This window comes from Tsuneonella deserti, assembly GCF_014644315.1.
In the GTDB taxonomy this organism is placed as follows: domain Bacteria; phylum Pseudomonadota; class Alphaproteobacteria; order Sphingomonadales; family Sphingomonadaceae; genus Tsuneonella; species Tsuneonella deserti.
In genome coordinates this window covers 2210163-2229941 of sequence record NZ_BMKL01000001.1, presented here as the reverse complement: position 1 = coordinate 2229941, position 19779 = coordinate 2210163, and the positions used below count along the sequence as shown (strand labels likewise).

General features: G+C 64.1%; 16 protein-coding genes and 1 pseudogene. 8 read left to right on the top strand and 9 right to left on the bottom strand.

The features are described from left to right. Nucleotides 1-21: 21 nt before the first annotated feature. The 3 genes from IEW58_RS10985 to IEW58_RS10975 all read right to left on the bottom strand — a co-directional run bounded on the left by IEW58_RS10985 (nt 22) and on the right by IEW58_RS10975 (nt 8815). Nucleotides 22-1794, bottom strand: a complete 1773-nt coding sequence (locus IEW58_RS10985) for an SLC13 family permease (RefSeq protein WP_229658552.1) — start codon at nt 1792-1794, stop codon at nt 22-24. Nucleotides 1795-2129: 335 nt separating this feature from the next. Next, nucleotides 2130-4013 carry a response regulator gene (locus IEW58_RS10980; RefSeq protein WP_188645154.1) on the bottom strand — a complete coding sequence of 628 codons (1884 nt, stop codon included), beginning with the start codon at nt 4011-4013 and terminating at the stop codon, nt 2130-2132. Continuing rightward, the gene (locus IEW58_RS10975; RefSeq protein WP_229658551.1) at nt 4010-8815 is read right to left on the bottom strand and encodes a HAMP domain-containing protein; all 4806 of its coding nucleotides are present in this window, start codon (nt 8813-8815) and stop codon (nt 4010-4012) included. Before IEW58_RS10975 ends, IEW58_RS10980 begins: the two co-directional genes overlap by 4 nt. A gap of 205 nt (nt 8816-9020) precedes the next feature. On the opposite strand from IEW58_RS10975, the gene IEW58_RS10970 reads away from it, so the two are divergent. From IEW58_RS10970 to IEW58_RS10960, 3 genes are read left to right on the top strand one after another with little or no spacing between them, the layout of a single operon-like run. Then, nucleotides 9021-9392, top strand: coding sequence for a hypothetical protein (locus tag IEW58_RS10970; protein ID WP_188645153.1), 372 nt, complete (start codon nt 9021-9023; stop codon nt 9390-9392). Nucleotides 9393-9394: 2 nt separating this feature from the next. Beyond that, nucleotides 9395-9670 carry a DUF5985 family protein gene (locus tag IEW58_RS10965; protein WP_188645152.1) on the top strand — a complete coding sequence of 92 codons (276 nt, stop codon included), beginning with the start codon at nt 9395-9397 and terminating at the stop codon, nt 9668-9670. Nucleotide 9671: 1 nt separating this feature from the next. Next, complete coding sequence (locus IEW58_RS10960; protein ID WP_188645780.1) at nt 9672-9935, top strand: DUF5985 family protein; 264 nt, start codon at nt 9672-9674, stop codon at nt 9933-9935. Between the two features lie 31 nt (nt 9936-9966). Here IEW58_RS10960 and IEW58_RS10955 read toward each other — a convergent pair whose 3' ends face one another. After that, a complete protein-coding gene (locus IEW58_RS10955) occupies nt 9967-10308 on the bottom strand; it encodes a protein tyrosine phosphatase family protein (protein WP_188645151.1) in 342 nt (113 codons plus the stop codon). A 103-nt stretch (nt 10309-10411) separates the two neighbouring features. Between IEW58_RS10955 and IEW58_RS10950 the strand changes: the two genes are divergently transcribed. The 4 genes from IEW58_RS10950 to IEW58_RS10935 all read left to right on the top strand — a co-directional run bounded on the left by IEW58_RS10950 (nt 10412) and on the right by IEW58_RS10935 (nt 13327). Then, nucleotides 10412-11224 (top strand): universal stress protein, encoded by an 813-nt coding sequence (locus IEW58_RS10950; RefSeq protein WP_188645150.1) that lies wholly within the window; start codon nt 10412-10414, stop codon nt 11222-11224. A gap of 43 nt (nt 11225-11267) precedes the next feature. After that, on the top strand, nt 11268-12455 hold the full coding sequence (locus IEW58_RS10945; protein WP_188645149.1) for a L,D-transpeptidase family protein: 1188 nt from the start codon (nt 11268-11270) through the stop codon (nt 12453-12455). A 250-nt stretch (nt 12456-12705) separates the two neighbouring features. Then, nucleotides 12706-12909, top strand: coding sequence for a hypothetical protein (locus IEW58_RS10940; RefSeq protein ID WP_188645148.1), 204 nt, complete (start codon nt 12706-12708; stop codon nt 12907-12909). 268 nt (nt 12910-13177) lie between these two features. After that, nucleotides 13178-13327 carry a hypothetical protein gene (locus IEW58_RS10935; RefSeq protein ID WP_188645147.1) on the top strand — a complete coding sequence of 50 codons (150 nt, stop codon included), beginning with the start codon at nt 13178-13180 and terminating at the stop codon, nt 13325-13327. A gap of 7 nt (nt 13328-13334) precedes the next feature. Here IEW58_RS10935 and IEW58_RS10930 read toward each other — a convergent pair whose 3' ends face one another. The 5 genes and pseudogenes from IEW58_RS10930 to IEW58_RS10910 form a co-directional block, all read right to left on the bottom strand. Continuing rightward, nucleotides 13335-14030: a hypothetical protein gene (locus IEW58_RS10930; RefSeq protein ID WP_188645146.1), complete on the bottom strand. Its 696-nt coding sequence runs from the start codon at nt 14028-14030 to the stop codon at nt 13335-13337. Nucleotides 14031-14143: 113 nt separating this feature from the next. Continuing rightward, nucleotides 14144-14537: pseudogene (locus IEW58_RS10925) on the bottom strand (UDP-N-acetylglucosamine 2-epimerase); the annotation flags it as partial. 36 nt (nt 14538-14573) lie between these two features. Continuing rightward, complete coding sequence (locus IEW58_RS10920) at nt 14574-15149, bottom strand: VOC family protein (protein WP_188645145.1); 576 nt, start codon at nt 15147-15149, stop codon at nt 14574-14576. Continuing rightward, nucleotides 15146-16240 carry a 4-hydroxyphenylpyruvate dioxygenase gene (gene hppD, locus IEW58_RS10915; RefSeq protein WP_188645144.1) on the bottom strand — a complete coding sequence of 365 codons (1095 nt, stop codon included), beginning with the start codon at nt 16238-16240 and terminating at the stop codon, nt 15146-15148. Before hppD ends, IEW58_RS10920 begins: the two co-directional genes overlap by 4 nt. A 112-nt stretch (nt 16241-16352) precedes the next feature. Further along, nucleotides 16353-17516: an acyltransferase family protein gene (locus IEW58_RS10910; protein WP_268237113.1), complete on the bottom strand. Its 1164-nt coding sequence runs from the start codon at nt 17514-17516 to the stop codon at nt 16353-16355. Nucleotides 17517-17683: 167 nt separating this feature from the next. On the opposite strand from IEW58_RS10910, the gene IEW58_RS10905 reads away from it, so the two are divergent. Next, nucleotides 17684-19744 (top strand): hypothetical protein, encoded by a 2061-nt coding sequence (locus tag IEW58_RS10905; RefSeq protein ID WP_188645142.1) that lies wholly within the window; start codon nt 17684-17686, stop codon nt 19742-19744. Nucleotides 19745-19779 lie beyond the last annotated feature (35 nt).

Below are 19779 nucleotides of genomic sequence, written 5' to 3'. Positions count from 1 at the left end.
GCCCGGCCCGGCCTTGGCGGCCTATCGCAACGGCCAGACAAGCGCGATCAGCGGAACTCCCAGCCCGACGACGAGTAGCGAAAGGGGCAGCCCGAGGCGCCAGTAGTCTCCGAAGCGATAGCCGCCCGGCCCCATGACCAGCGTGTTGCACTGATGGCCGATCGGGGTGAGGAAGTCGCACGCGGCGCCCACGGCCACCGCCATCAGGAAGGGATCGGGCCTGTATCCCAGCTCTTTTGCGAACAGGGCGGCGACGGGTGCCATGACCAGCACGGTCGCCGCATTGTTCAGGAATGGAGTAACCGCCATTGCCGCCACCATGATCAGAGCCAGCGCGCCGACTGGCGGCATTCCCCAGGCCCACGCCGAAAGCTGGCGCGCGAGGAGATCGGTGGCGCCGGTTTGCTCGAGCGATGCGCTTAGCGGAATGAGAGCTGCGAGCATGACCAGGATCGGCCAGTCGATCGCCGTGTAGGCTTCACGCAAGGGCAGGGCGCCCAGGGCGACTATGACCGCCGCGGCGGCGAAGAAAGCGATCTCGACAGGCACTACGCCCAGCGCCGTGAGCACCATCGAAACCGCGAGCACCGACACCGGTACGATGGTGCGCGTGGCGCTACCCAGGCGGACTTCGCGTTCTGCCAGCGGAAGCACTCCAAGCTCACGCAGCCGTTCGGGAAAACTGCTGAGAACTCCCTGCAGCACGATGACATCGCCCGCCCGCAGACGGATATCGCGCAGGCGATCGGTCAGGCGCGCGCCGCTCCGGCCGACCGCCAGGAGATTGATGTCGAAGCGCCTGTGCAGCTCCAGACGGCCCGCAGCGCGGCCCTCCAGAAGCGAACCGCGGGCGATTACAGCCTCGATCACGCCGATCTCGTCGGTGGGTTCTGATGCAAAGACGCGATCCTGACCTTCCAGCTCCAGATTCTGTTTCGCGATCGTGCGCTCGAGCGCATCGGGCGCGCCTTCGAGCAGGACGATATCGCCTTCTTCAAGAACGGCCTCGCTGGGCCGGACGCGACGCGACCCCTCGCGCACGACGCGGGTTACGGTCACCTCATCCTCGCCGTCGGCGGCTATCTCTGCGGCGTCCTTGCCTTCCGCCGCAGATCCGGCGGGGACCCGGGCCTCCGTCACGTAGGCGTTGATGTTGAGAGCCTCTCCGATGCTCGCGGCCGGTTTCTGGCCTCCTGGGAGCAGGCGGTAGCCCACGGCGAGAAACGCAAGCCCTGCAAGTGTCAGAAGCGCGCCCACCGGCGCGTAATCGAACATCTGGAAAGGCTTGCCGGTCAGGTCTTCGCGTATCCCCGAGACAATGATGTTGGGAGAGGTGCCGACGAGCGTCATCAGGCCGCCGAGCAACGAGGCAAAAGCCATCGGCATGAGATAGCAGGAAATCGATGTGCCCGACCGTTTGGCCATCTGCATCGCAATCGGCATCATTATCGCCAGCGCCCCGATGTTCTTCACGAACGCACTCATGAGCGCGACGGCCGCGATCAGGAGAAACAGCTGTGACCGGAATCCCTTGAGGCGAGGCGAGATCGCCTGCACAGCGTGTTCAATGACACCGGAGCGTGCCACCGCGGCGCTCACCACCAGCGCGCTCGCTACGATGATGACGATGTCGTTGCTGAAACCGGAAAAGGCTTCGTCGGTGGGGACTACGCCGGCGAGCACTCCTGCCAGCAGGCCCGCGACCGCCACCATGTCATAGCGCCATCTGCCCCAGACGAACAACGCCATCGTGCCGGCCAGTACAGCGACGGCCAGACCCTGTTGATAGTTCAATACGATCTCCTTGTTCGCAGAACCGCGCAGGTGAAAAAACGCTCCAGAGCCGTCCATCAATTTTTCACGTGGCGACAGGATGGGAACTGATCGTTGTTCGGTGCCTCACCCTGATCGACAGCAGCAGGGCAATTTATCGGGCCCGAAGACACGCTGCCGCACCTGTTCAGCCCTTACTCGCTGAAGGAGGGCACAAGGAGATGCAGCCTGCCGTAGCCCGGCCGCGCCATTCAGGACGAACGTATCGACCTCGTCCTTCTGGGGCGTTCAGGCCTGCCGAATCCTGACTTATCCAGTTTTCGGACACATGACAGGATCGGCTCAGCCGGCTCTCGTCACGGATTGAATGCCTTTGCGAGAGCCGCCGGGTCGAGCGGCTTGCGGACGAGCGGAATGCTATGCTGACTGCCGAGCCTGAGATCATCGGCATTGCCGGTCATCAAAACCGCCCGCGCTTCGGGTGCGATCTCGCCGATCGTGCGCAGAGTTTCGAGACCGTCCATCTCCGGCATTGCGAAGTCGCTCAGGATGTAGTCGTATTTCTGGGGGGCGTCGCGGATAGCCGAGATCGCGTCTTGTCCGCAGGCGAAGTCATCGATCCGGGCGCCGGCATCGCGAAACTGCTCGCTCAGGATCGTGCGCACCGCCTCGTCGTCATCGATGAGCATGAGGCTCTTGTCCGCCAGCCACCCGAGATCGCTTGCGTCATCGCTCGAAAGGGCAGCGGCAGTGGCCTCGGTCGCGGGTAGAACGAGGTCGATGGTGGTGCCCTTGCCAACGACACTCTCGATCCGCAATTCGCCGCCCGACTGGTGTACAAAGCCCGAGACCATCGAAAGGCCCAGCCCCGTGCCCTTGCCGGTTTCCTTGGTCGTGAAGAACGGCTCCGTGACCTTTTCGATCGCCTCCGCCGGAATCCCGCAGCCTTCGTCTTCGATCCGGATGCGCAGCCTGGGGTCGTTGTTCGCGGCACCCTCGTCGCGCGCGATCGAAACCCGGATCTCCCCTCCCGAAGGCATCGCATCGCGAGCGTTGATGATCAGGTTCATCAATGCAAGCTCGAGCTGACTCCGGTCGACATAGAGGTTGAGGCCCGTCTTGGGGCATTCCCAGGCGACGGTGACGGTTCCGCCGAGCGTATGCGAAACCAGTCCCGCGACGGATTCGCACAGGTCCGACGGGTCCATGCTTGCCGGAGAAAGGTCCTGTTGACGGGCGAATGCCATCATGCGCCGCACCAGGTCGGTCCCTTGGGTTACGGCGTGGCGCATCTGCTCGATGACGCGCTGCTCGCGCTCACCCAGTTCGAGGCGTCGCTGCAGAATGCCGATGCCGCCGAGCACCGCGGCAAGAAGATTGTTGAAGTCGTGAGCCACCCCGCCAGTCAACTGGCCCAAGGCATCGATCTTGCCGGCGTGGACGAGCCGGGCTTCGAGTTCCTTGCGCTCGGTGATGTCCAGCAGGGAGCCCGCCCAACGCCGCTGGCCGGTTATCGGGCTGGTCGCGATCCTCTGGTCGAGGATATGGTGACGCGATCCCGCCGGGCCGACCCAGCGGTATTCGACGGTCACCGTGTCGCCACCGCGTTCCGCCTCCCGGTAAAGCTGCTCGCGGTCGTCCGAGTGCACCCACTCTTCCCAGGCACGCTCGCCCCTCAGGACCGCGTCTGCCTCGTCGCCAAGGAAATGACTCAGGTCACCGCCGTGAAACTGGCGCAGCAGCTCGCCATCCTTCTCGGTGACTTCGTAGATCGCCATCGGCAGCGCGCGAAGGATCGATGCCTGGCGCCGCTCGCTGATTTCGAGCTGCCGGCGCATCTCGAATAGATCGACGAAGACGCCGACTTTCGATTTCAGGATCACCGGATCGACCGGTTTGAAGACATAGTCCACGGCGCCCATTTCGTAGCCGCGCATCAAGTGCTCGGTTTCCTTGTTCACGGCGGAGAGGAAGATAATCGGGATCCGCGCGCTCTGCTCACGCTCGCGGATGAGGGCCGCGGTCTCGTAACCGTCGAGTTCCGGCATGAAGACATCGAGGAGGATGACTGCGAACTCATTGCGAAGGAGCTGGCGCAGCGCGTCGCGACCGGAAGTAGCGCATACTACGTCGGCAATCGGCTTAAGCACCTCGGTCAGTGCCAGAAGGTTTCGCTCATCATCGTCGACGACGAGTATTCGCGCCGCGTTGCTGCCGCGGCCGCTCGCGAGGAGGTTCATGCGGCTGCCTTGGCGCTCGCCGACCGCTCACCCTTGCTGATGCCCGCCCGCTCCGTGGTCACGCGAAGGAGGGCGAGAAGGACATCGATGTCGACCGGCTTGGCGATGTAGTCGCTCGCCCCCGCGTCGAGGCACTTCTGGCGATCGCCCGCCATTGCCTTGGCCGTCACCGCGACCAGCGGAATGCCGGCGATCGCAGGATTGGAGCGGATGCGGCGCATCGTCTCGTATCCGTCCATTTCGGGCATCATGATGTCGATCAGGGCAGCGTCCACTTGGGGATGGGCAACGAGCAGGTCGATGCCCTCCTGGCCGCGTTCGGCGTAGAGGATTTCGGCGCCGTGGGCCTCCAGCACGCTGGTGAGCGAGTAGATATTGCGGATGTCATCATCGACGATGAGCAATTTCTTGCCGGCCAGCTGGCCTGCGCCGCCGGTATTGCCACGCGAAACGGTGGCGCGGGACTTGCGCCGCTTGCGCTTGGCGACTTCGGAGAACATCGCGCTCAGCCGGTCGTGCTCGACAGGTTTCTCGAACACCTCGGCGGCGCCCAGTCCCAGCGCATCTTCGGCCATGTCGCGTCCTGAAATGACGTAGACCGGGATAGACGCCGTCTCGCTTTCCTGCCTGAGGAGGTCGAGCAGGACGAAACCGTTCATGTCGCTGAGGCCGAGATCGAGCGTGATCGCCCATGGCTGCAGCTTGCGCGCCAGGGCTGCGCTTCCCGTGCCGGTTGGGCAGACCACGCCCTTGAGCCCGGCACCATGCGCGAGATCGAGCAGGATTGATGCGAAGGTGGGATCGTCTTCGACGATCAGCACGAAGGGATCCGGTCCCAGATCGCCGCGGTCGTCGGTCGGCTCCGGAGCGATAACCGCGTCGCTTGCCGGCTCCTCCGTTTCGAATGCAACGGGATGGGATAGTGCCGGCGCTGCCGCGGCATGGAACGGCAGAAAAAGCGTGAAGGTCGAGCCTTGACCGGGCGTCGAGCGGACTTGCAGTTCCCCGCCCAGAAGCCCGGCGATCTCGCGACTGATCGAGAGGCCCAGGCCAGTGCCGCCGTACTTGCGGCTGGTGGTGCCATCGGCCTGGTGGAAGGGCTCGAAGATCAGCTTCTGCTTATCCGACGGGATGCCGATGCCGGTATCGGTCACCGATATCTCCAGCGCTTCGCTCACGTCCCGCAGGACCGGGTGGCCGGCGCTCCATCCCGAGCGGGCGATCCCGACTTCGAGTTGGACCTTGCCCTGATCGGTAAATTTGAAGGCATTGGACAGCAGGTTGAGAACCACCTGCTGCAAGCGCTTCTCGTCGGTGTGAATCGATGCCGGGAGATCGGACGCGAACTGGACCTCGAAGTCGATGCCCTTCTCGGACGCAAGCTGGCGGAAGGTTCGTTCCATGTGCCGCTGAAGCGAGGTCAGCGGCATATCGCCGAGCTCGATCGACACGGTGCCTGATTCGATTTTCGACAGATCGAGGATGTCGTTGATGAGATTGAGCAGATCGGTGCCAGCGCCATGGATCGTGCGCGCGAACTCGGTCTGCTTGGGATTGAGGTTGCCATCCTGATTGTCGGCCAACAGCTTCGACAGGATGAGCAGCGAATTGAGCGGGGTGCGCAGCTCGTGGCTCATGTTGGCCAGGAACTCGCTCTTGTACTTCGAGGTGAGGGCGAGCTGCTCGGCCTTTTCCTCGACCGCGCGGCGGGCCATGTCGATTTCGAAGTTCTTCGCTTCGACCTGGCGCTTCTCGTTCTCGAGCAGCTGCGCCTTCTCCTGCAGTTCCTCGTTGGTCGCGTGCAGTTCTTCCTGCTTGGTCGTGAGTTCCGTCTGGCGCGCCTGCAGCTCCTGGGTCAGCAGCTGCGATTCCTTGAGCAGCTCTTCCGTCCGCATGGTCGCGGCGATCGTGTTCAGCACGATGCCGACGGTCTCCATCAGCTGGGTGAGGAAGCTGTGGTGCGTCTCGTTGAACTCCTCGAAGCTTGCGAGCTCGATGACTGCCTTGACCTCGTCCTCGAACAGCGCGGGCAGGATATTGAGGTGCGCCGGACGCCCGTCACCCAGGCCGGACGCAATGCGGACGTAGTCGCCGGGCACTTTATCGAGCCGCATCGGCCGCTTGTCGGCCGCGGCCTGGCCGATCAATCCTTCGCGCAGCGCGAAGCGCGGCTTCATGGCGTCGCGGCTGCCGGCCCCGTAGCTCGCGACAAGGTCGAGTGTAGTCTCTTCGGTATCGTTGGCATTGGCGACGTAGAACACGCCGTACTGAGCGTTTACCAGCGGCGCGAGCTCGCTCATGATCAGGTTGGAAATTGTCGCAAGGTCGCGCTCGCCCTGCAGCATGCGGCTGAAGCGGGCCAGGTTGGTCTTGAGCCAGTCCTGTTCGGCATTCTTGAGCGTCTGATCCTTCAGGTTGCGGATCATCTCGTTGATGTTGTCCTTCAGCGCGGCCATCTCGCCCAGGGCCTCCACCGAGATCGATCGGGTAAGATCGCCCTTGGTCACCGCGGTCGCCACCTCGGCGATGGAGCGGACCTGGTTGGTAAGGTTCGCGGCAAGCTGGTTCACGTTGTCGGTGAGGTCGCGCCAGAGACCCGCGGCGCCCGGCACGCGCGCTTGGCCGCCAAGCCGGCCTTCCACACCGACTTCGCGCGCCATGTTGGTCACCTGGTCGCCGAAGGTGGAAAGCGTCTCGATCATCCCGTTGATCGTCTCGGCGAGAGCGGCAATTTCGCCCTTCGCATCCACGGTGAGCTTGCGATTCAGGTTGCCCTGGGCGACCGCGGTTACGACGTCGGCGATGCCGCGCACCTGGTTGGTAAGGTTGCTCGCCATCAGGTTGACGTTGTCGGTCAGGTCCTTCCACGTGCCGCCGACCCCCGGCACGGCCGCCTGACCGCCGAGCTTGCCCTCGGTGCCGACTTCGCGCGCCACGCGGGTCACTTCGGATGCGAAGCCGTTGAGCTGGTCCACCATCACGTTGACGGTGTTCTTCAGCTCGAGAATCTCGCCCTTCACGTCGACGGTGATCTTTTTCGACAGGTCGCCCTTTGCCACCGCGGTGGTGACTTCGGCAATGTTGCGGACCTGGCCGGTCAGGTTGTCCGCCATCAGGTTGACGTTGTCGGTCAGGTCCTTCCACGTGCCGCCGACCCCCGGCACGGCCGCCTGACCGCCGAGCTTGCCCTCGGTGCCCACTTCGCGCGCGACGCGGGTCACTTCCGAGGCGAACGAGTTGAGCTGGTCCACCATCGTGTTGATGGTGCCCTTGAGCTCGGCGATCTCGCCCTTCACGTCGACGGTGATCTTCTTCGACAAGTCGCCCGAGGCCACCGCCGTGGTGACTTCGGCGATGTTGCGAACCTGGCCCGTCAGGTTGGCCGCGAGTTCGTTCACGTTGTTTGTGAGATCGGCCCAGGTACCCGCAACGCCTTCCACCTGCGCCTGGCCGCCCAGTTTGCCTTCCGAGCCCACTTCGCGCGCCACGCGGGTCACTTCCGAGGCGAACGAGTTGAGCTGGTCGACCATCGTGTTGATGGTGTTCTTGAGCTCGGCGATCTCGCCCTTCACATCGACGGTGATTTTCTTCGACAAGTCGCCGAGCGCCACCGCGGTGGTGACTTCGGCGATGTTGCGGACCTGGCCCGTAAGGTTCGCCGCCAGCTCGTTCACGTTGTCGGTGAGGTCCTTCCAGATGCCGGCGACGCCTTCCACCTTCGCCTGGCCACCGAGACGGCCCTCGGTACCCACTTCGCGGGCCACGCGCGACACTTCGGAAGCGAAGCTGCTGAGCTGGTCCACCATGACGTTGATGGTGTTCTTGAGTTCCAGGATCTCGCCGCGCACCTCCACGGTGATCTTCTTTGAGAGATCGCCGCGGGCCACGGCGGTCGTCACGTCCGCGATGTTGCGGACCTGTCCGGTAAGGTTCGCCGCCATCAGGTTCACGTTGTCGGTCAGATCCGCCCAGGTACCGGCGACACCGGGCACTTCGGCCTGGCCGCCGAGCTTGCCCTCGGTGCCCACTTCGCGCGCCACGCGGGTCACTTCGGAAGCGAAGCCGTTGAGCTGGTCGACCATCGTGTTGATGGTATTCTTCAGCTCGAGGATCTCGCCTTTCACATCGACGGTGATCTTCTTGGAGAGATCGCCGCGGGCCACCGCGGTGGTCACTTCGGCAATGTTGCGAACCTGGCCGGTGAGGTTGTCGGCCATCAGGTTGACGTTTTCGGTGAGGTCCTTCCACGTGCCCGCGACACCGCGCACTTGCGCCTGGCCGCCCAACTTGCCTTCGGTGCCCACTTCGCGCGCCACGCGCGTCACCTCGCTGGCGAACGAGCCGAGCTGGTCGACCATGGTGTTCACCACCCTGCCGATGCGCAGGAATTCCCCTTTCAACTCACGCCCGTCGATCTCGACGGTCATGTGCTGCGACAGGTCGCCCTCCGCCACTGCGCCGATCACGCGCGCGACTTCGGTAGTCGGCTGGACCATGTCGTCGATCAGGCCGTTGACCGCGTCGAGCTTGACCTGCCAGCCACCCTCCGCGGCGCGCACCTTGGCGCGCTGGGTAATCTCCCCTTCCTTGCCGACGACCTGCGCGACGCGGTTCACTTCGTCGGTGATCGCGTCGTTGAGACTGACGACCTGGTTGAAGAGCCTTGCAATCTCCTGGTCCCGCGGATCACCGGATTGCAGATCGAGCCGAACCGAGAAGTCGCCTTCGCGCAGCCTGGTCAGCGATTCGATGAGGCTGTCGCGCAGTTCATCGCAACCGTGGGCTGATTCGTATTTCGACACTGCGTATCCCTCCAGGCGAGTCCGTGGCTGCTCCCGAACGCAGGAAGAAAAGCGCAACCGTCCCTGTCGGAGAATTCCTGAGGGGCGAATCGGTTCCCGCGGTCTTTTCGAAGATTCGTGAATGACTCCAGAGGAGTTTACACTTCGCCGGCAAGTGCCCTAGGGCGCGCCGGGACACCTGCAGAATGAGGGGAAATCCGTCGGCATGGCCACCGACTCTGCAATCGAGACCTTTATTTTGGACAGCTTTTCCTCTGTCTGGGACCTTGAGCTTCTGTGCACACTGTTAGACCATCAGGAGATTGCGCTGACGCACGCCCAGCTGGTTGAGCGAATGCGGTCGAGCGAACTTGTCGTCACCCAGGGAGCGCAGGCGCTCGTGGCGTCGGGTCTGGCGGCATTCGTCGAGGAGGGCGCCCTCAAGTTTTCTCCGGTCAATGCGGACGCAGCCGTTTGCGCCCGGCAGGCATGCGATTTTTACCGGCGATTTCCGGGGCGGGCCCGTAGGCTGCTGGTGTCGCGCCATTCGCCGGGGCTCAACGCATTCGCCGATGCATTCCGGCTGCGAAAGGACTGATTATGATCACGACCTTCGCCGATCTGGTATATCTTTTGTGCTTCTTCGCCAGCGCACTGTGCGCGGCACTGCTGGTGCGTCGTTACGCCGTTTCCAGCACGCCGATCCTCCTTTGGAGCGCGGCCTGCTTCGTGTTTCTGGCCCTGTCCAACCTGCTTGTGGTGGTCGATCAGATGGTCCTGACCGAAGTCAGCTTCCGCACTCCCCGGCTGGTTCTGACGCTGATGGCAGTTTCCGTGCTATTGTTCGGGTTCATTTGGGAAGTGGAGCGTGACTGACATGGAGCAGTTTCTCTCCGGAGCGGTCGCAATGGGCTTCGCGGTAGCGGGCCTCTTGTTCCTCTCGTATTGGCGGCGCCTGCGCCAGCGCCTGTTCCTGACCTTCGCGCTCAGCTTCTTCCTGCTGGCGGTGAACTACACCTGGCTGGCTGTTACCCTGATACCCGTCGAGGAGCGCAGCCCGCTTTTCCTGATCAGATTGCTGGCCTTTGCTATGATCATCGTCGCGATCGTTCAATCGAACCGGCCATCATCGACGCGATAAGCCGCTGGTGCGGAGCAGTAGCTCCGTGCGCTCAGTCGCCTGAAAGTTCCCGCGCCCGGCGCCACAAGCTTTCGGCCCGCGCACCGGAGCGGCAGAAGGCAAGCACGGGGCTTTGCGTCTCGTCCAGGATCCGGGCCAACCGCCGGGCGTCCAGGTCCGTCGCCTGGCCCGGAACGATCGGGAGGTACTCGAACCGCAGGCCCTGACGCGCGGCCGCCGCTTCAAGCTGGCTCGCCTCCGGCTGGTCTGAGCCTTCGTGGTCCGGGCGGTTGCAGACAACAGTGCGAAATCCCTGGCTTGCCACAACAGCCATATCGCCCGGCGCGACCTGGCCCGTCACGGCGAACTGGCATGACAGCTGTTTCAGTTCCATGTCTGCCCTTCCTGTCGAGTCTGCGCCTACGGAAATCTACCAAGTTACCAACTGACTGCATAGCGTCATTGGTCGCCTGGCCAGGGCAACAAGGACCGGTAACGTGCGCTCAATACTTATTCACGTCGATAGTGACCACGCATTCGAGGCGCGCGTCCAGACATCGCTCGACCTCGCCCGAGCCTTCCAGGCGCACGTCACCTTCCTCCAGGCAATTCCGTATGAGCTGGGAGTTCCCGGCGACGCTTATGGAGCGATGATTACGGAGGCGGCGGTCGCTTTCCAGGAAGCGGCTGACCGGGTTCGCTCTGAACTCGAAGCACGTCTGGCGCGAGAGGACCTGGCCTGGGACTGGTGCCAACTCGATGGCTGGTCGAAGGTGATCGTCAACCGGCGCTCGGCGCTTTCCGATCTGGTGGTCTTGGGGCCGCACCAACCCTTCGACGCCAAGGGCGCACCGTCTCCGCTGGTCAGTGACGTTGCGCTTCATTCGCGGACCCCCTTGCTGCTGGTCCCGGAAGAGACTCGCGCCTTCGAGTTCGACCGGCCCGCGATCGTGGCGTGGAATGGCTCGCTGGAGTCGGCTCACGCGCTCAGGGCTGCGGTCCCGCTTCTGCGCGAGATGGCGGGCGTCGTGCTGGTGGAGGTGACTGATCCCGAACCGAAGGAACAACCTGCGCTGCCTTCCCTTGAGGGTGCCGAATATCTCGCCCGCCACGATGTCCGCTGCGAGATCGTCGCGATCAGCCAGGAGGGATCGGTTGCGGAAACGCTTTCGGACGCCGCGAGCGTCCGCAAGGCCGGGCTCCTGGTGATGGGCGCTTACGGGCATTCCCGATCGCTTGAATGGGCATTCGGCGGAGTCACCCGCCAGCTTCTAGCACGTCCGCCATTGCCGATCTTCGCCGCCCACTAGTTTGGTGCGCCCGGGGCGAGACGGCGCCTGCAAGGATACGCCCATGAATATCGCCGGCGCCACCAAGCGCCTTCCGGCCCTGGCCGTAATTTTCCCGGTGCTCGCGGCGCTGCTCGGCACACCCGCACTAGCCGGGGGGCGGGGGGACGATGGAGAGCGCTGGGACACAGCAACCGCAAGCAGTCTGCTTTCGTATATCGAGGATGCGGGTAATCAGGGCCTCCGGCCGGCGGACTACGAGGCGGACGCACTGCGCGCTGCGCTTCAGTCGCAAGATCCGCAAAGGCTGGATGATCAGGCCGCGGAAAGCTTCCGCATTCTCGCAAGCGATCTTGCGGGCGGCCACGTCCGTCCCGGTTCGCGGGGACGCTACTTCATTCCTGCCAATACGCTTGATCCGCCGCGTGTAGAGCAGCTTGCGCGCGAAGCCATGCGCACGGGGCAGGTGGGGACCGTGCTCGATTCCCTCGCCCCGCAGGATCCTGCCTATGCCGCGCTGAAGCAGGAGCTCCGTCGTGGTCCATCGAACAAGCAGACGCGCGGTCACCTTCTCGCGACGCTCGAGCGATGGCGCTGGCTGCCGCGCGATATGGGCCAGCGGTACCTTGTCGTGAATATTCCCGAGTACCGGCTGCGTCTGTATGAGGGCGGTCGCGAAGTCGCCAGCCATCGTGTGATCGTCGGCAAACCGTCGACTCCCACCGCGCAGTTCCATGCCGACGTGACGGGCGTGATCCTCAATCCATCCTGGTATGTGCCCAGCTCGATCATCCGCGAAAGCGTCGGCAGCCTGGTCCGCAACCGTCCGGCGGAAGCGCGGAGGCGCGGCTATACCTGGACCTACGCCGGCGGGCTGCGCGTGACCCAGGGGCCGGGGCCAGGCAACTCTCTCGGCCAGATGAGGCTCGACATGCCCAACCCGCTGTCGATGTTCATCCACGACACCCCGTCCAAGGAGCTGTTCGCGCGCGAAGACCGGGCGCTGAGCCACGGCTGCATGCGGACCGACAAGCCTTTCGACCTGGCCCAAATCCTGCTGGGCAAGGTGGGTTGGGATCGCGCGTGGATCGACGCGGTGGTGGCGAGCCGGCAAACGACGAGGGTGGCGCTGGATATGCCCGTGCCCGTCTATGTCGTATATATGACAGCGATCCCCCAGCCGGACGGAACGATCGCCTACGCCAAGGATCCCTACAAGCTCGATGGGTCGCTGGCCTCCCAGTTCGACTAGGGTGCGTCAGATCATGACAAGGCAGAAAGCAGGCGTCTTCACCGGGGGACGGGGGGACGGGCTACCTGGTGGAAGGCGCCTGCAGAGTGCGTTCTAGGCCTTCACAAAGGGCGCGAGGTATGCGGAATTCTACGGAGAGCCCGCTCTTGCGAACCCGCCCTGGCCAGGCACACTCCGGATGGACGGGTCTGACCTAAGGTGCGCATTATGCGGACCCGGCGAAATTGGTCGCCGATACAGGAGCGCAGCCATGGCATCGGTGCCCCCTACCAAGCCCGACAGGACAGGTCCCCTTCCAGAACCACGCGAGCCTCTCGCCGAGCCGTTCATATCCGACTCTCCGGAAACCGAGCCCGCAAGCCCCGACTTCGGCGAGCCTGCGGCGTCTCCGGATAAAGTGCCGGGCGAGATCGACGAGCCGGAACCACTTGACGATCTTGCGGCCATGATTTGACAGTCAACCGCTAAGAACGCCGGCGGTTAATTATCGAATATCATAGACGGATAGCCCGACTTATGAAATAATGCGCCCTCGCGTATAATCAGCAACCATAATGACGGCCCGCGATTGATGCACCGGGTCGCCCCAAGATCGGGGTCGTAAGAGGTGCGTATGGGGCGAGGCCGTCGATCCGAGGCATCCGTTGCTGTGGGTATGCTTCTGATTGTCTCGGCGCTTGTCGCCGCGTGTTCCGACAAGACCGATGTAAAGCGCCAGACCGATGGGAGCCGAATCCAGCCAGGCTCGCCCGGTGATTGCATCGGCTGCGTCGGCCCACCCAGCTGGCGAGTGGCAAATCCCGGGCGGCGACTTCGCGCTGCTCGCGCTGGTGGTTGCCGCACTTGCGATCTTCCTCTGCACCGAAAGCTGATCCGCCCTTATTTGCAGGTAAGTTCAGAACTGGCGACCTGCTCACCGCGCTTGGCGTACGCGGATGCAAGAACCTTGAGAGCACGGCAGTCGAAATCGGCACCGGCGCGGCGAGCTGCCGCAACCGTCTTTACCGTGTTTGCCGGGGGCGCCAGGCTGGCGGCGCGGCGTACGAAGTTAGACGACCATACGTGCGTATTGGCGAGTGGGATCGCGAAGGCTTCCGGTCCCCCTTTCATGGCGAGCAGTTGCCTCGTCAGCGGAACTGAGGAGGGGTGGGTGGGGTTTTCCGCCCACAGCGCGGCAATCCGGTTCGCCGCCCCTGCCAGGTCCCCGCTGGCCAGCGCAGCCTGTGCGGCGGTGACCTGAAGCGGTGCGTAGCGCCATCCCCGGGTCGAAGCAGCGCGGAATGTCGCGGCAAATGCCGCAGGGCGGCCGCTGCGCAAGTCCGCCATCGCGAGGGTGAAAAGGTGTTCGGCCGGCATCGGCCGACGGCGGACCAGCCTGCGGGCTTCGATCTCCGCGCTCGCCGTATCTCCTCCTGCCAACGCGATGAGGGCAAGGGTCGGCTGCGCAAAGCTGCGGAATGGCTTGGGAACGACGACAGATAGCTGCGGTTTGAGGTAGCTCGCTCGATCGAGCTGCGCGCACACGGCGATCACGGCAATGGCTGCCAGCATCACTCTCACGATCCAGCGCATCATGGGCGGGCCCCGGTGGGCGACCTGACGGCGGGAGATCGTGCGAGCAGCACGATTGCCAAGGCGCCCACGCACAACATGGCCTGGCTTCGCAAGGGAAAGGCAAGGAGCGATTGTGGGTGGTGAATGTTGCCGCTACGCAGCCCGGCTTCGACGTGGGTGACGGGGATTTTGCGATAGTAGGCCGCGAGCGCGCCCGCCATCGCGGTGGCGGTATCGCCCTGGACGATCACCCAGTCTGGTTTCTCGGCATCGAGGACGCGGCATGCCCGTCAGCAGGTTTGCGGTCAGCGCGTCGAGCGACTGGTCGGGGCGCATGAGGTCGAGGTCGTGATCCGGCGTCACCCCGGCGATCTCGAGAACCTGGTCGAGCATCCCGCGATGCTGTCCCGACACGCAAACGCGGCTCTCGAAGCGTTCGTCGGCCTCAAGCGCGCGTACCAGCGGGAACAGCTTGATGGCTTCGGGGCGAGTGCCGAAGACGCTGAGAATCTTGCGCGGGGCCGTCATGCGCCCAGCGGCTAGCACTTTCGTGCTGCGAAGGCGTTAAGCCCCGGTCTTCGCCTTTGCGTGTTCCTCGCGCGCGATCTCGTGCAGCCAGTCGGCGTGGCGCGGAGCCTTTTTGGTCTGCGACCACTCGTCGAGCATCATCGGCGCGACGCGTCTGAGTTCGGCATACTGTTCGGCCGTGCCGATGTCCGCGGCGAGCTCCACCCGGTGACCGTTCGGATCGAAGAAGTAGATCGATTTGAAGATGCCGTGATGCGTGGGGCCGAGCACTTCGATCCCTTGCGCCTCGATATGCTCTTTTGCCGCCAGCAGTTCGTCCTCGCTGCCGACCTTGAAGGCGAGGTGCTGGACCCACGCGGGCGTGTTCTCGTCCCGGCCCATGTCGGTCTGGTTAGGCAGTTCGAAGAATGCCAGCACGTTGCCGTTACCGGCGTCTAGGAAGACGTGCATGTAAGGATCGTACTCGCCGGTCGAGGGCACGTGGTCCTCGGCGAACGCGGTGGTGTAATCCATGCCGAGGACACGGCCGTACCACTCGACGGTCTCCTTGGCGTCCTTGCAGCGATAGGCCGCGTGGTGGATGCCGCCGAGCCTGACCGGCGCGCCGGTCATTGGGCCGGCTCCACCTGCAGCACGCCGCGCTCGATCTGGTCGCGCTCCATGCTCTCGAACAGCGCCTTGAAGTTGCCTTCGCCGAACCCTTCGTCGCCCTTGCGCTGGATGAATTCGAAGAACACCGGCCCGACCTGGGCCTGAGCGAAGATCTGCAGCAGCAGCCGCGGGCTTCCGCCCTCGGTCGTGCCATCGAGCAGGATGCCGCGCGCCTTCAGCGCCTCGGCGTCCTCGCCGTGATTCGGCAGGCGCTCGTCGAGCATGCGGTAGTAGGTTTCCGGCGGCGCGGTCATGAAGGGCACCCCGAGCGCCTTGAGGCGATCCCACGACGCGCACAGGTCGTCGCAGATGAGCGCGATGTGCTGGATGCCCTCGCCGTTGAATTCGCGCAGAAACTCCTCGATCTGGCCCTTGCCGCCTTCGCCTTCCTCGTTGAGCGGGATGCGGATCTTGCCGTCGGGCGCGGTCAGCGCCTTGGAGGTCAGGCCGGTGTATTCGCCCTTGATGTCGAAGTAGCGGATCTCGCGGAAGTTGAAGAGCTTCTCGTAATAGTCCGCCCAGAACTTCATCCGCCCGCCATAGACGTTGTGCGTGAGGTGATCGATGTGGCTGAAACCCGCGCCAGCAGGATGGCGGTCCACGCCGGGCAGGTACTCGAAATCGATGTCGTAGATCGAAAGGCCTTCGCCCTGGCTCTCATAGCGATCGACGAGGTAGAGGATCGCGCCGCCGATGCCCCGGATCGCCGGGATATGCAGCTCCATCGGACCGGTTTCGACCTGCACCGGCTCCGCGCCACGATCGAGCAGCTCGGCATAAGCCTTGCGCGCATCGCGGACGCGGAAGGCCATGCCGCAGGCCGACGGGCCATGCTCGCGCGCGAAGAACCACGCCGCGCTGCGCGGTTCGTAGTTGGCGATGAGGTTGATGCCGCCCTGACGCCATAGCTGGACGTCCTTGCTGCGGTGGTTGGCCACGTGGGTGAACCCCATCGCCGAGAAAACCGGCTCGAGCACGCCTTTTTCCGGAGCGCAGAACTCCACGAACTCGAAGCCGTCGAGCCCGATGGGGTTTTCGAACAGGTCGGCCACTACGATTCTCCTAGAAGGTTTCTTGTGTAACTATCTATCAGCAATCGCCGTTTCTGTCAAAGCCGGCTGGCGGCGCCCAGGCGCGTTCCGACCCCGCCGGACGTCAGCCCATCTATGGCGCCAGGTCGCCGATCGGACCCGATTTTCGCGACGATTGCCCGCCGAGGAGGACGTTCAGCCGCATCGTCATCGGCCGTTCGATCCAGCGATAGAAGGCGAGCGACAGCGCGATCAGCAACGGGACGCCCGACGCCATGTAGCCCAGCGAGCCCCCGGGATGATCGAGGCCGTGGTGGAATATCCGCATCCACACGAGAGCAAACGGCACATGGATCAGATAGATGGCGTAGCTTGCGTCTCCCAAGGCTTCCCACAGCGCGATGAAGGGGATTCTTAGCGGCCCGCCCATGACCGTCACAAACGTCAGGATCGCCGGAAGTCCGGCCCAGCCGAGGTATCCGACGCCAAGCTGGCTGTCGGCCGGTTGGGGCAGGGCGAACGCCGCCAGTGCTGCAACCATGGCAAGCGCGCGCACCCAGGCAGGAGACGCGAGTCCGCGCTGGAGGGCAAGGCCGGCCACCATGCCAACGATGAAAAGGAGCAGGATCGGCCGGGTGACGATGAAGCCAGGCAGGCCGGAAGGGTTCGCCAACGCGCCCGCGACGACCAGGGCCCCGATGGCGAGCGCCGTCAGGATCACCGCCCGCGTTCGGCCAAACCCGACGAATGCGCCGAACAGGGCATAGAAAATCAGCTCGTAAAGCAGCGTCCACCCCGGCCACAGGAAAAGCTGGAAGCTTCGACCGCCCGCCCTCGGCGTTGGAACAAACGCAAGCGACCGCGCGAGGTAGCCCGTGTCCACCGCCAGGCCGAGCGCAAGCATGACCGCGGCCATCACGCCGGTGGCGATCCAGTACGGCGGAAGCACGCGCACCGCGCGCCGCCGCCAGAAGTGCACGGTTGCGCCCGCAGAGCTGAACAGCCGCCCCGACGACAGGACCATCACGCAGCCCGATATGACGAAGAACAGGGCCACCGCGGCCTGGGCCAGCTGGTCGCCTTGCGGCAGTCCGTCCAGCCGCCGGTCGATGTGGACGGCAAAGCCCGAGAAAAGGTGCACCACGGCAACGGAAAGAGCGGCCACCGCGCGCAGCGCCTGGATCGCCGGAAGCTTGCCACCCTCCGGGCGCGCGCCCCCTTGATCGGACGCCGTCCGTGCGGGACGGGATGGAGCGTGCTCGCAATCCGGGCCAAGGTGCTGGTTCGATGATCCCACCCGAATCCGTTAGCAGATCGGCACCGAGTTGAAGACTGTTGAACCTTCGGGATGCGGGGAGGCTCCAGATCGGGTTAACCGCTTCTCGATGATGCGGTCGCGCGGAGCCCATGTTACGTCGTCCGCATGAGGATCCGCGATGTACTGACGATCGAGGCGGCGGCCGGATGAACCGGCGGTTTGCGATCAAGGCCGCCGGAGGCGCGGCGGTGACCGCGCTGGCAGCCACACTCGCCAGCAGGACAAGGCTTTTCACTGTCGCACCTGCCCTGCGCACCAGCTCCGCGCCGCCGATCGAACCGGGTCCGCGGTGGAACGGCAAGGCGGGTTCCGGATTCGCGGCCCCACCGCGCGACCCTGTCCGCAAGACCGCAAAGCCGGCGCTGCGCATGCTCGTTCCGCCCCGCCAGGCTTATACCGACGAGCTTCTCGTCGGTGTCTTCGCCGGGGCCAATTTCAATGGCACATTGCTCGACAACATGGGGCTCGAAAAGGTCACGGCTCACTACGAAGGCCGCAGCGTCGACATTTTGAAGCCCGGTTTCGAAACGTTCGACGACGTCAACGGCAATGCCGTCACCTACTTCGGCTGGTGGATCCGGCTGCGCCACAACGGAACTCATGGCGAGGCCAATCTCTACTTCGAAGCTGTTCCCAAGGACCCTGCGATGCAGCGCCGGACCGAGGGGCCTTTTTCCTTCCTGCCTTCGGAAGCGCTGTACGATTTTGATGTGACCATCGACCCTGACGCGCCCGAAGTGGAGGATGTGAACTATCGTTCCGCCGCAGGCGCGATCTCGCGCTTTGGCTCCGATGCGAGGCATCGCGGGCGCCTGCGCTTCGTCACCGCCGGTACGTACGACATTGGCAAGATGGGCCGCCCTTACAAGTCACACAGCGGGTGGCTCGAAATCAGCGCGGACGTGCCCGGAGTGGTCATCGGCAAGACGGCCGCCACAAAGGGCCAAGTGCGCCCGCAGGTCGACCGCATCCGGTTTCGCGGGCGGAACCTCACCCTCGATATGCGCTTCATTTCGCAGTTTCGTCCTCACTCCACCAAGACCGGGGGTTTCTGGTTCGACGGCTGTACGATCGTCAACAGCGCCGGCCGCAATGCTCTTTGGGACAAGCGCGCTCGCGATATCTTCACCCTGGCGCGCAACCGGCCGTTCTACACCGAATGCACTGTCAGCGGGATCGTCCTGCCGTTCGCCTCGGCAGCGCTCGTGCGCGGTTGCCACATTCGCTCGGGCGCGAGCGACTTCGCCTTTGGCACGCTATGCCTAGTGGACAACCGGATCGACGACTGGTCCAGCGAATTCTACAAGCGGCAGATCCCCGGGCTTGCGGTCCACTATGTTGGCGGGGGCCGGACCGCGACCATCTCGATCAGCGGAAACAACGGCGCCCCTATGCGGACGTGGACCGCAAAGGTCGATGGAAAGATCGTGGGCACGTTCACCGTGCAGAACGCCGACCCTGCGCTGCCGACCTATAACGTGGGTGACATCGCCAACTGGCTCAATACCCTCGAAGACTGGCGCGCGACCCTGCTCGACGATACCCGCGATGCGACCCATTGCGGTCCGCCCGGGGTCGTGGGGACGGCCGGTGCGGCCCTCGTCGACCAGGACGTGAAGAGCGCTCCCTGGACGGCCGTCACGATCTTCGATTTCCACGTCGACTGGTGGCAGAAACCGATTGCGAGCAAGCTCGAAAACGTCGTCATCGCGAACAACGTTTCTACCCGGCTGGACCAGGTCGCGAATATTTTCATCAATGGGGACGAGGCGCGCGATTACCTCATCATCAACAATGCGTTCGGCAATACCGACAGAACCGGCAAGGCAAGCCAGCTGGTCGCCTCCCTGAGCCACGTGGTGATCGCCCACAACGACATCACCCAGCCGCTCAACCTGCGCGCCGAGATCGACGCCCATTCACTGATCGCCAACAACGTGGTCGAAAGCTGGGGCGGCTTCCGGATGGGCGACGAGGCGAGGATCGCCAACAATCATCTGATGGCCAACGCCCGGGACGAGGATGCCCGCTTCGGCAAGGGGACCACGCGGGGCGGGGACAAGCGTTCGCTGTTCGTCGACCCCTCGGCAGGAAACTTCTCGCCGACCGGGCCGCTGCTGGCCAAGCTCAAGCCGCCGGTAATTGGGCATGATCTGAACGGAACCAAGCGCGCCGCGTTGGCGCCGGTCGGAGCCGTATCGGATTGAGGACGATGGGGCCGGCGGCCGATGAATCTCGTGTT

What these genes read in the sequence shown, in the direction of transcription:
- IEW58_RS10980 (WP_188645154.1), bottom strand. Translation starts at nt 4,013, where the DNA reads ATGAACCTCCTCGCGAGCGGCCGCGGCAGCAACGCGGCGCGAATACTC.
- IEW58_RS10970 (WP_188645153.1), top strand. Translation starts at nt 9,021, where the DNA reads ATGGCCACCGACTCTGCAATCGAGACCTTTATTTTGGACAGCTTTTCC.
- IEW58_RS10965 (WP_188645152.1), top strand. Translation starts at nt 9,395, where the DNA reads ATGATCACGACCTTCGCCGATCTGGTATATCTTTTGTGCTTCTTCGCC.
- IEW58_RS10960 (WP_188645780.1), top strand. Translation starts at nt 9,672, where the DNA reads ATGGAGCAGTTTCTCTCCGGAGCGGTCGCAATGGGCTTCGCGGTAGCG.
- IEW58_RS10955 (WP_188645151.1), bottom strand. Translation starts at nt 10,308, where the DNA reads ATGGAACTGAAACAGCTGTCATGCCAGTTCGCCGTGACGGGCCAGGTC.
- IEW58_RS10945 (WP_188645149.1), top strand. Translation starts at nt 11,268, where the DNA reads ATGAATATCGCCGGCGCCACCAAGCGCCTTCCGGCCCTGGCCGTAATT.
- IEW58_RS10940 (WP_188645148.1), top strand. Translation starts at nt 12,706, where the DNA reads ATGGCATCGGTGCCCCCTACCAAGCCCGACAGGACAGGTCCCCTTCCA.
- IEW58_RS10935 (WP_188645147.1), top strand. Translation starts at nt 13,178, where the DNA reads ATGGGAGCCGAATCCAGCCAGGCTCGCCCGGTGATTGCATCGGCTGCG.
- IEW58_RS10930 (WP_188645146.1), bottom strand. Translation starts at nt 14,030, where the DNA reads ATGATGCGCTGGATCGTGAGAGTGATGCTGGCAGCCATTGCCGTGATC.
- IEW58_RS10920 (WP_188645145.1), bottom strand. Translation starts at nt 15,149, where the DNA reads ATGACCGGCGCGCCGGTCAGGCTCGGCGGCATCCACCACGCGGCCTAT.
- IEW58_RS10905 (WP_188645142.1), top strand. Translation starts at nt 17,684, where the DNA reads ATGAACCGGCGGTTTGCGATCAAGGCCGCCGGAGGCGCGGCGGTGACC.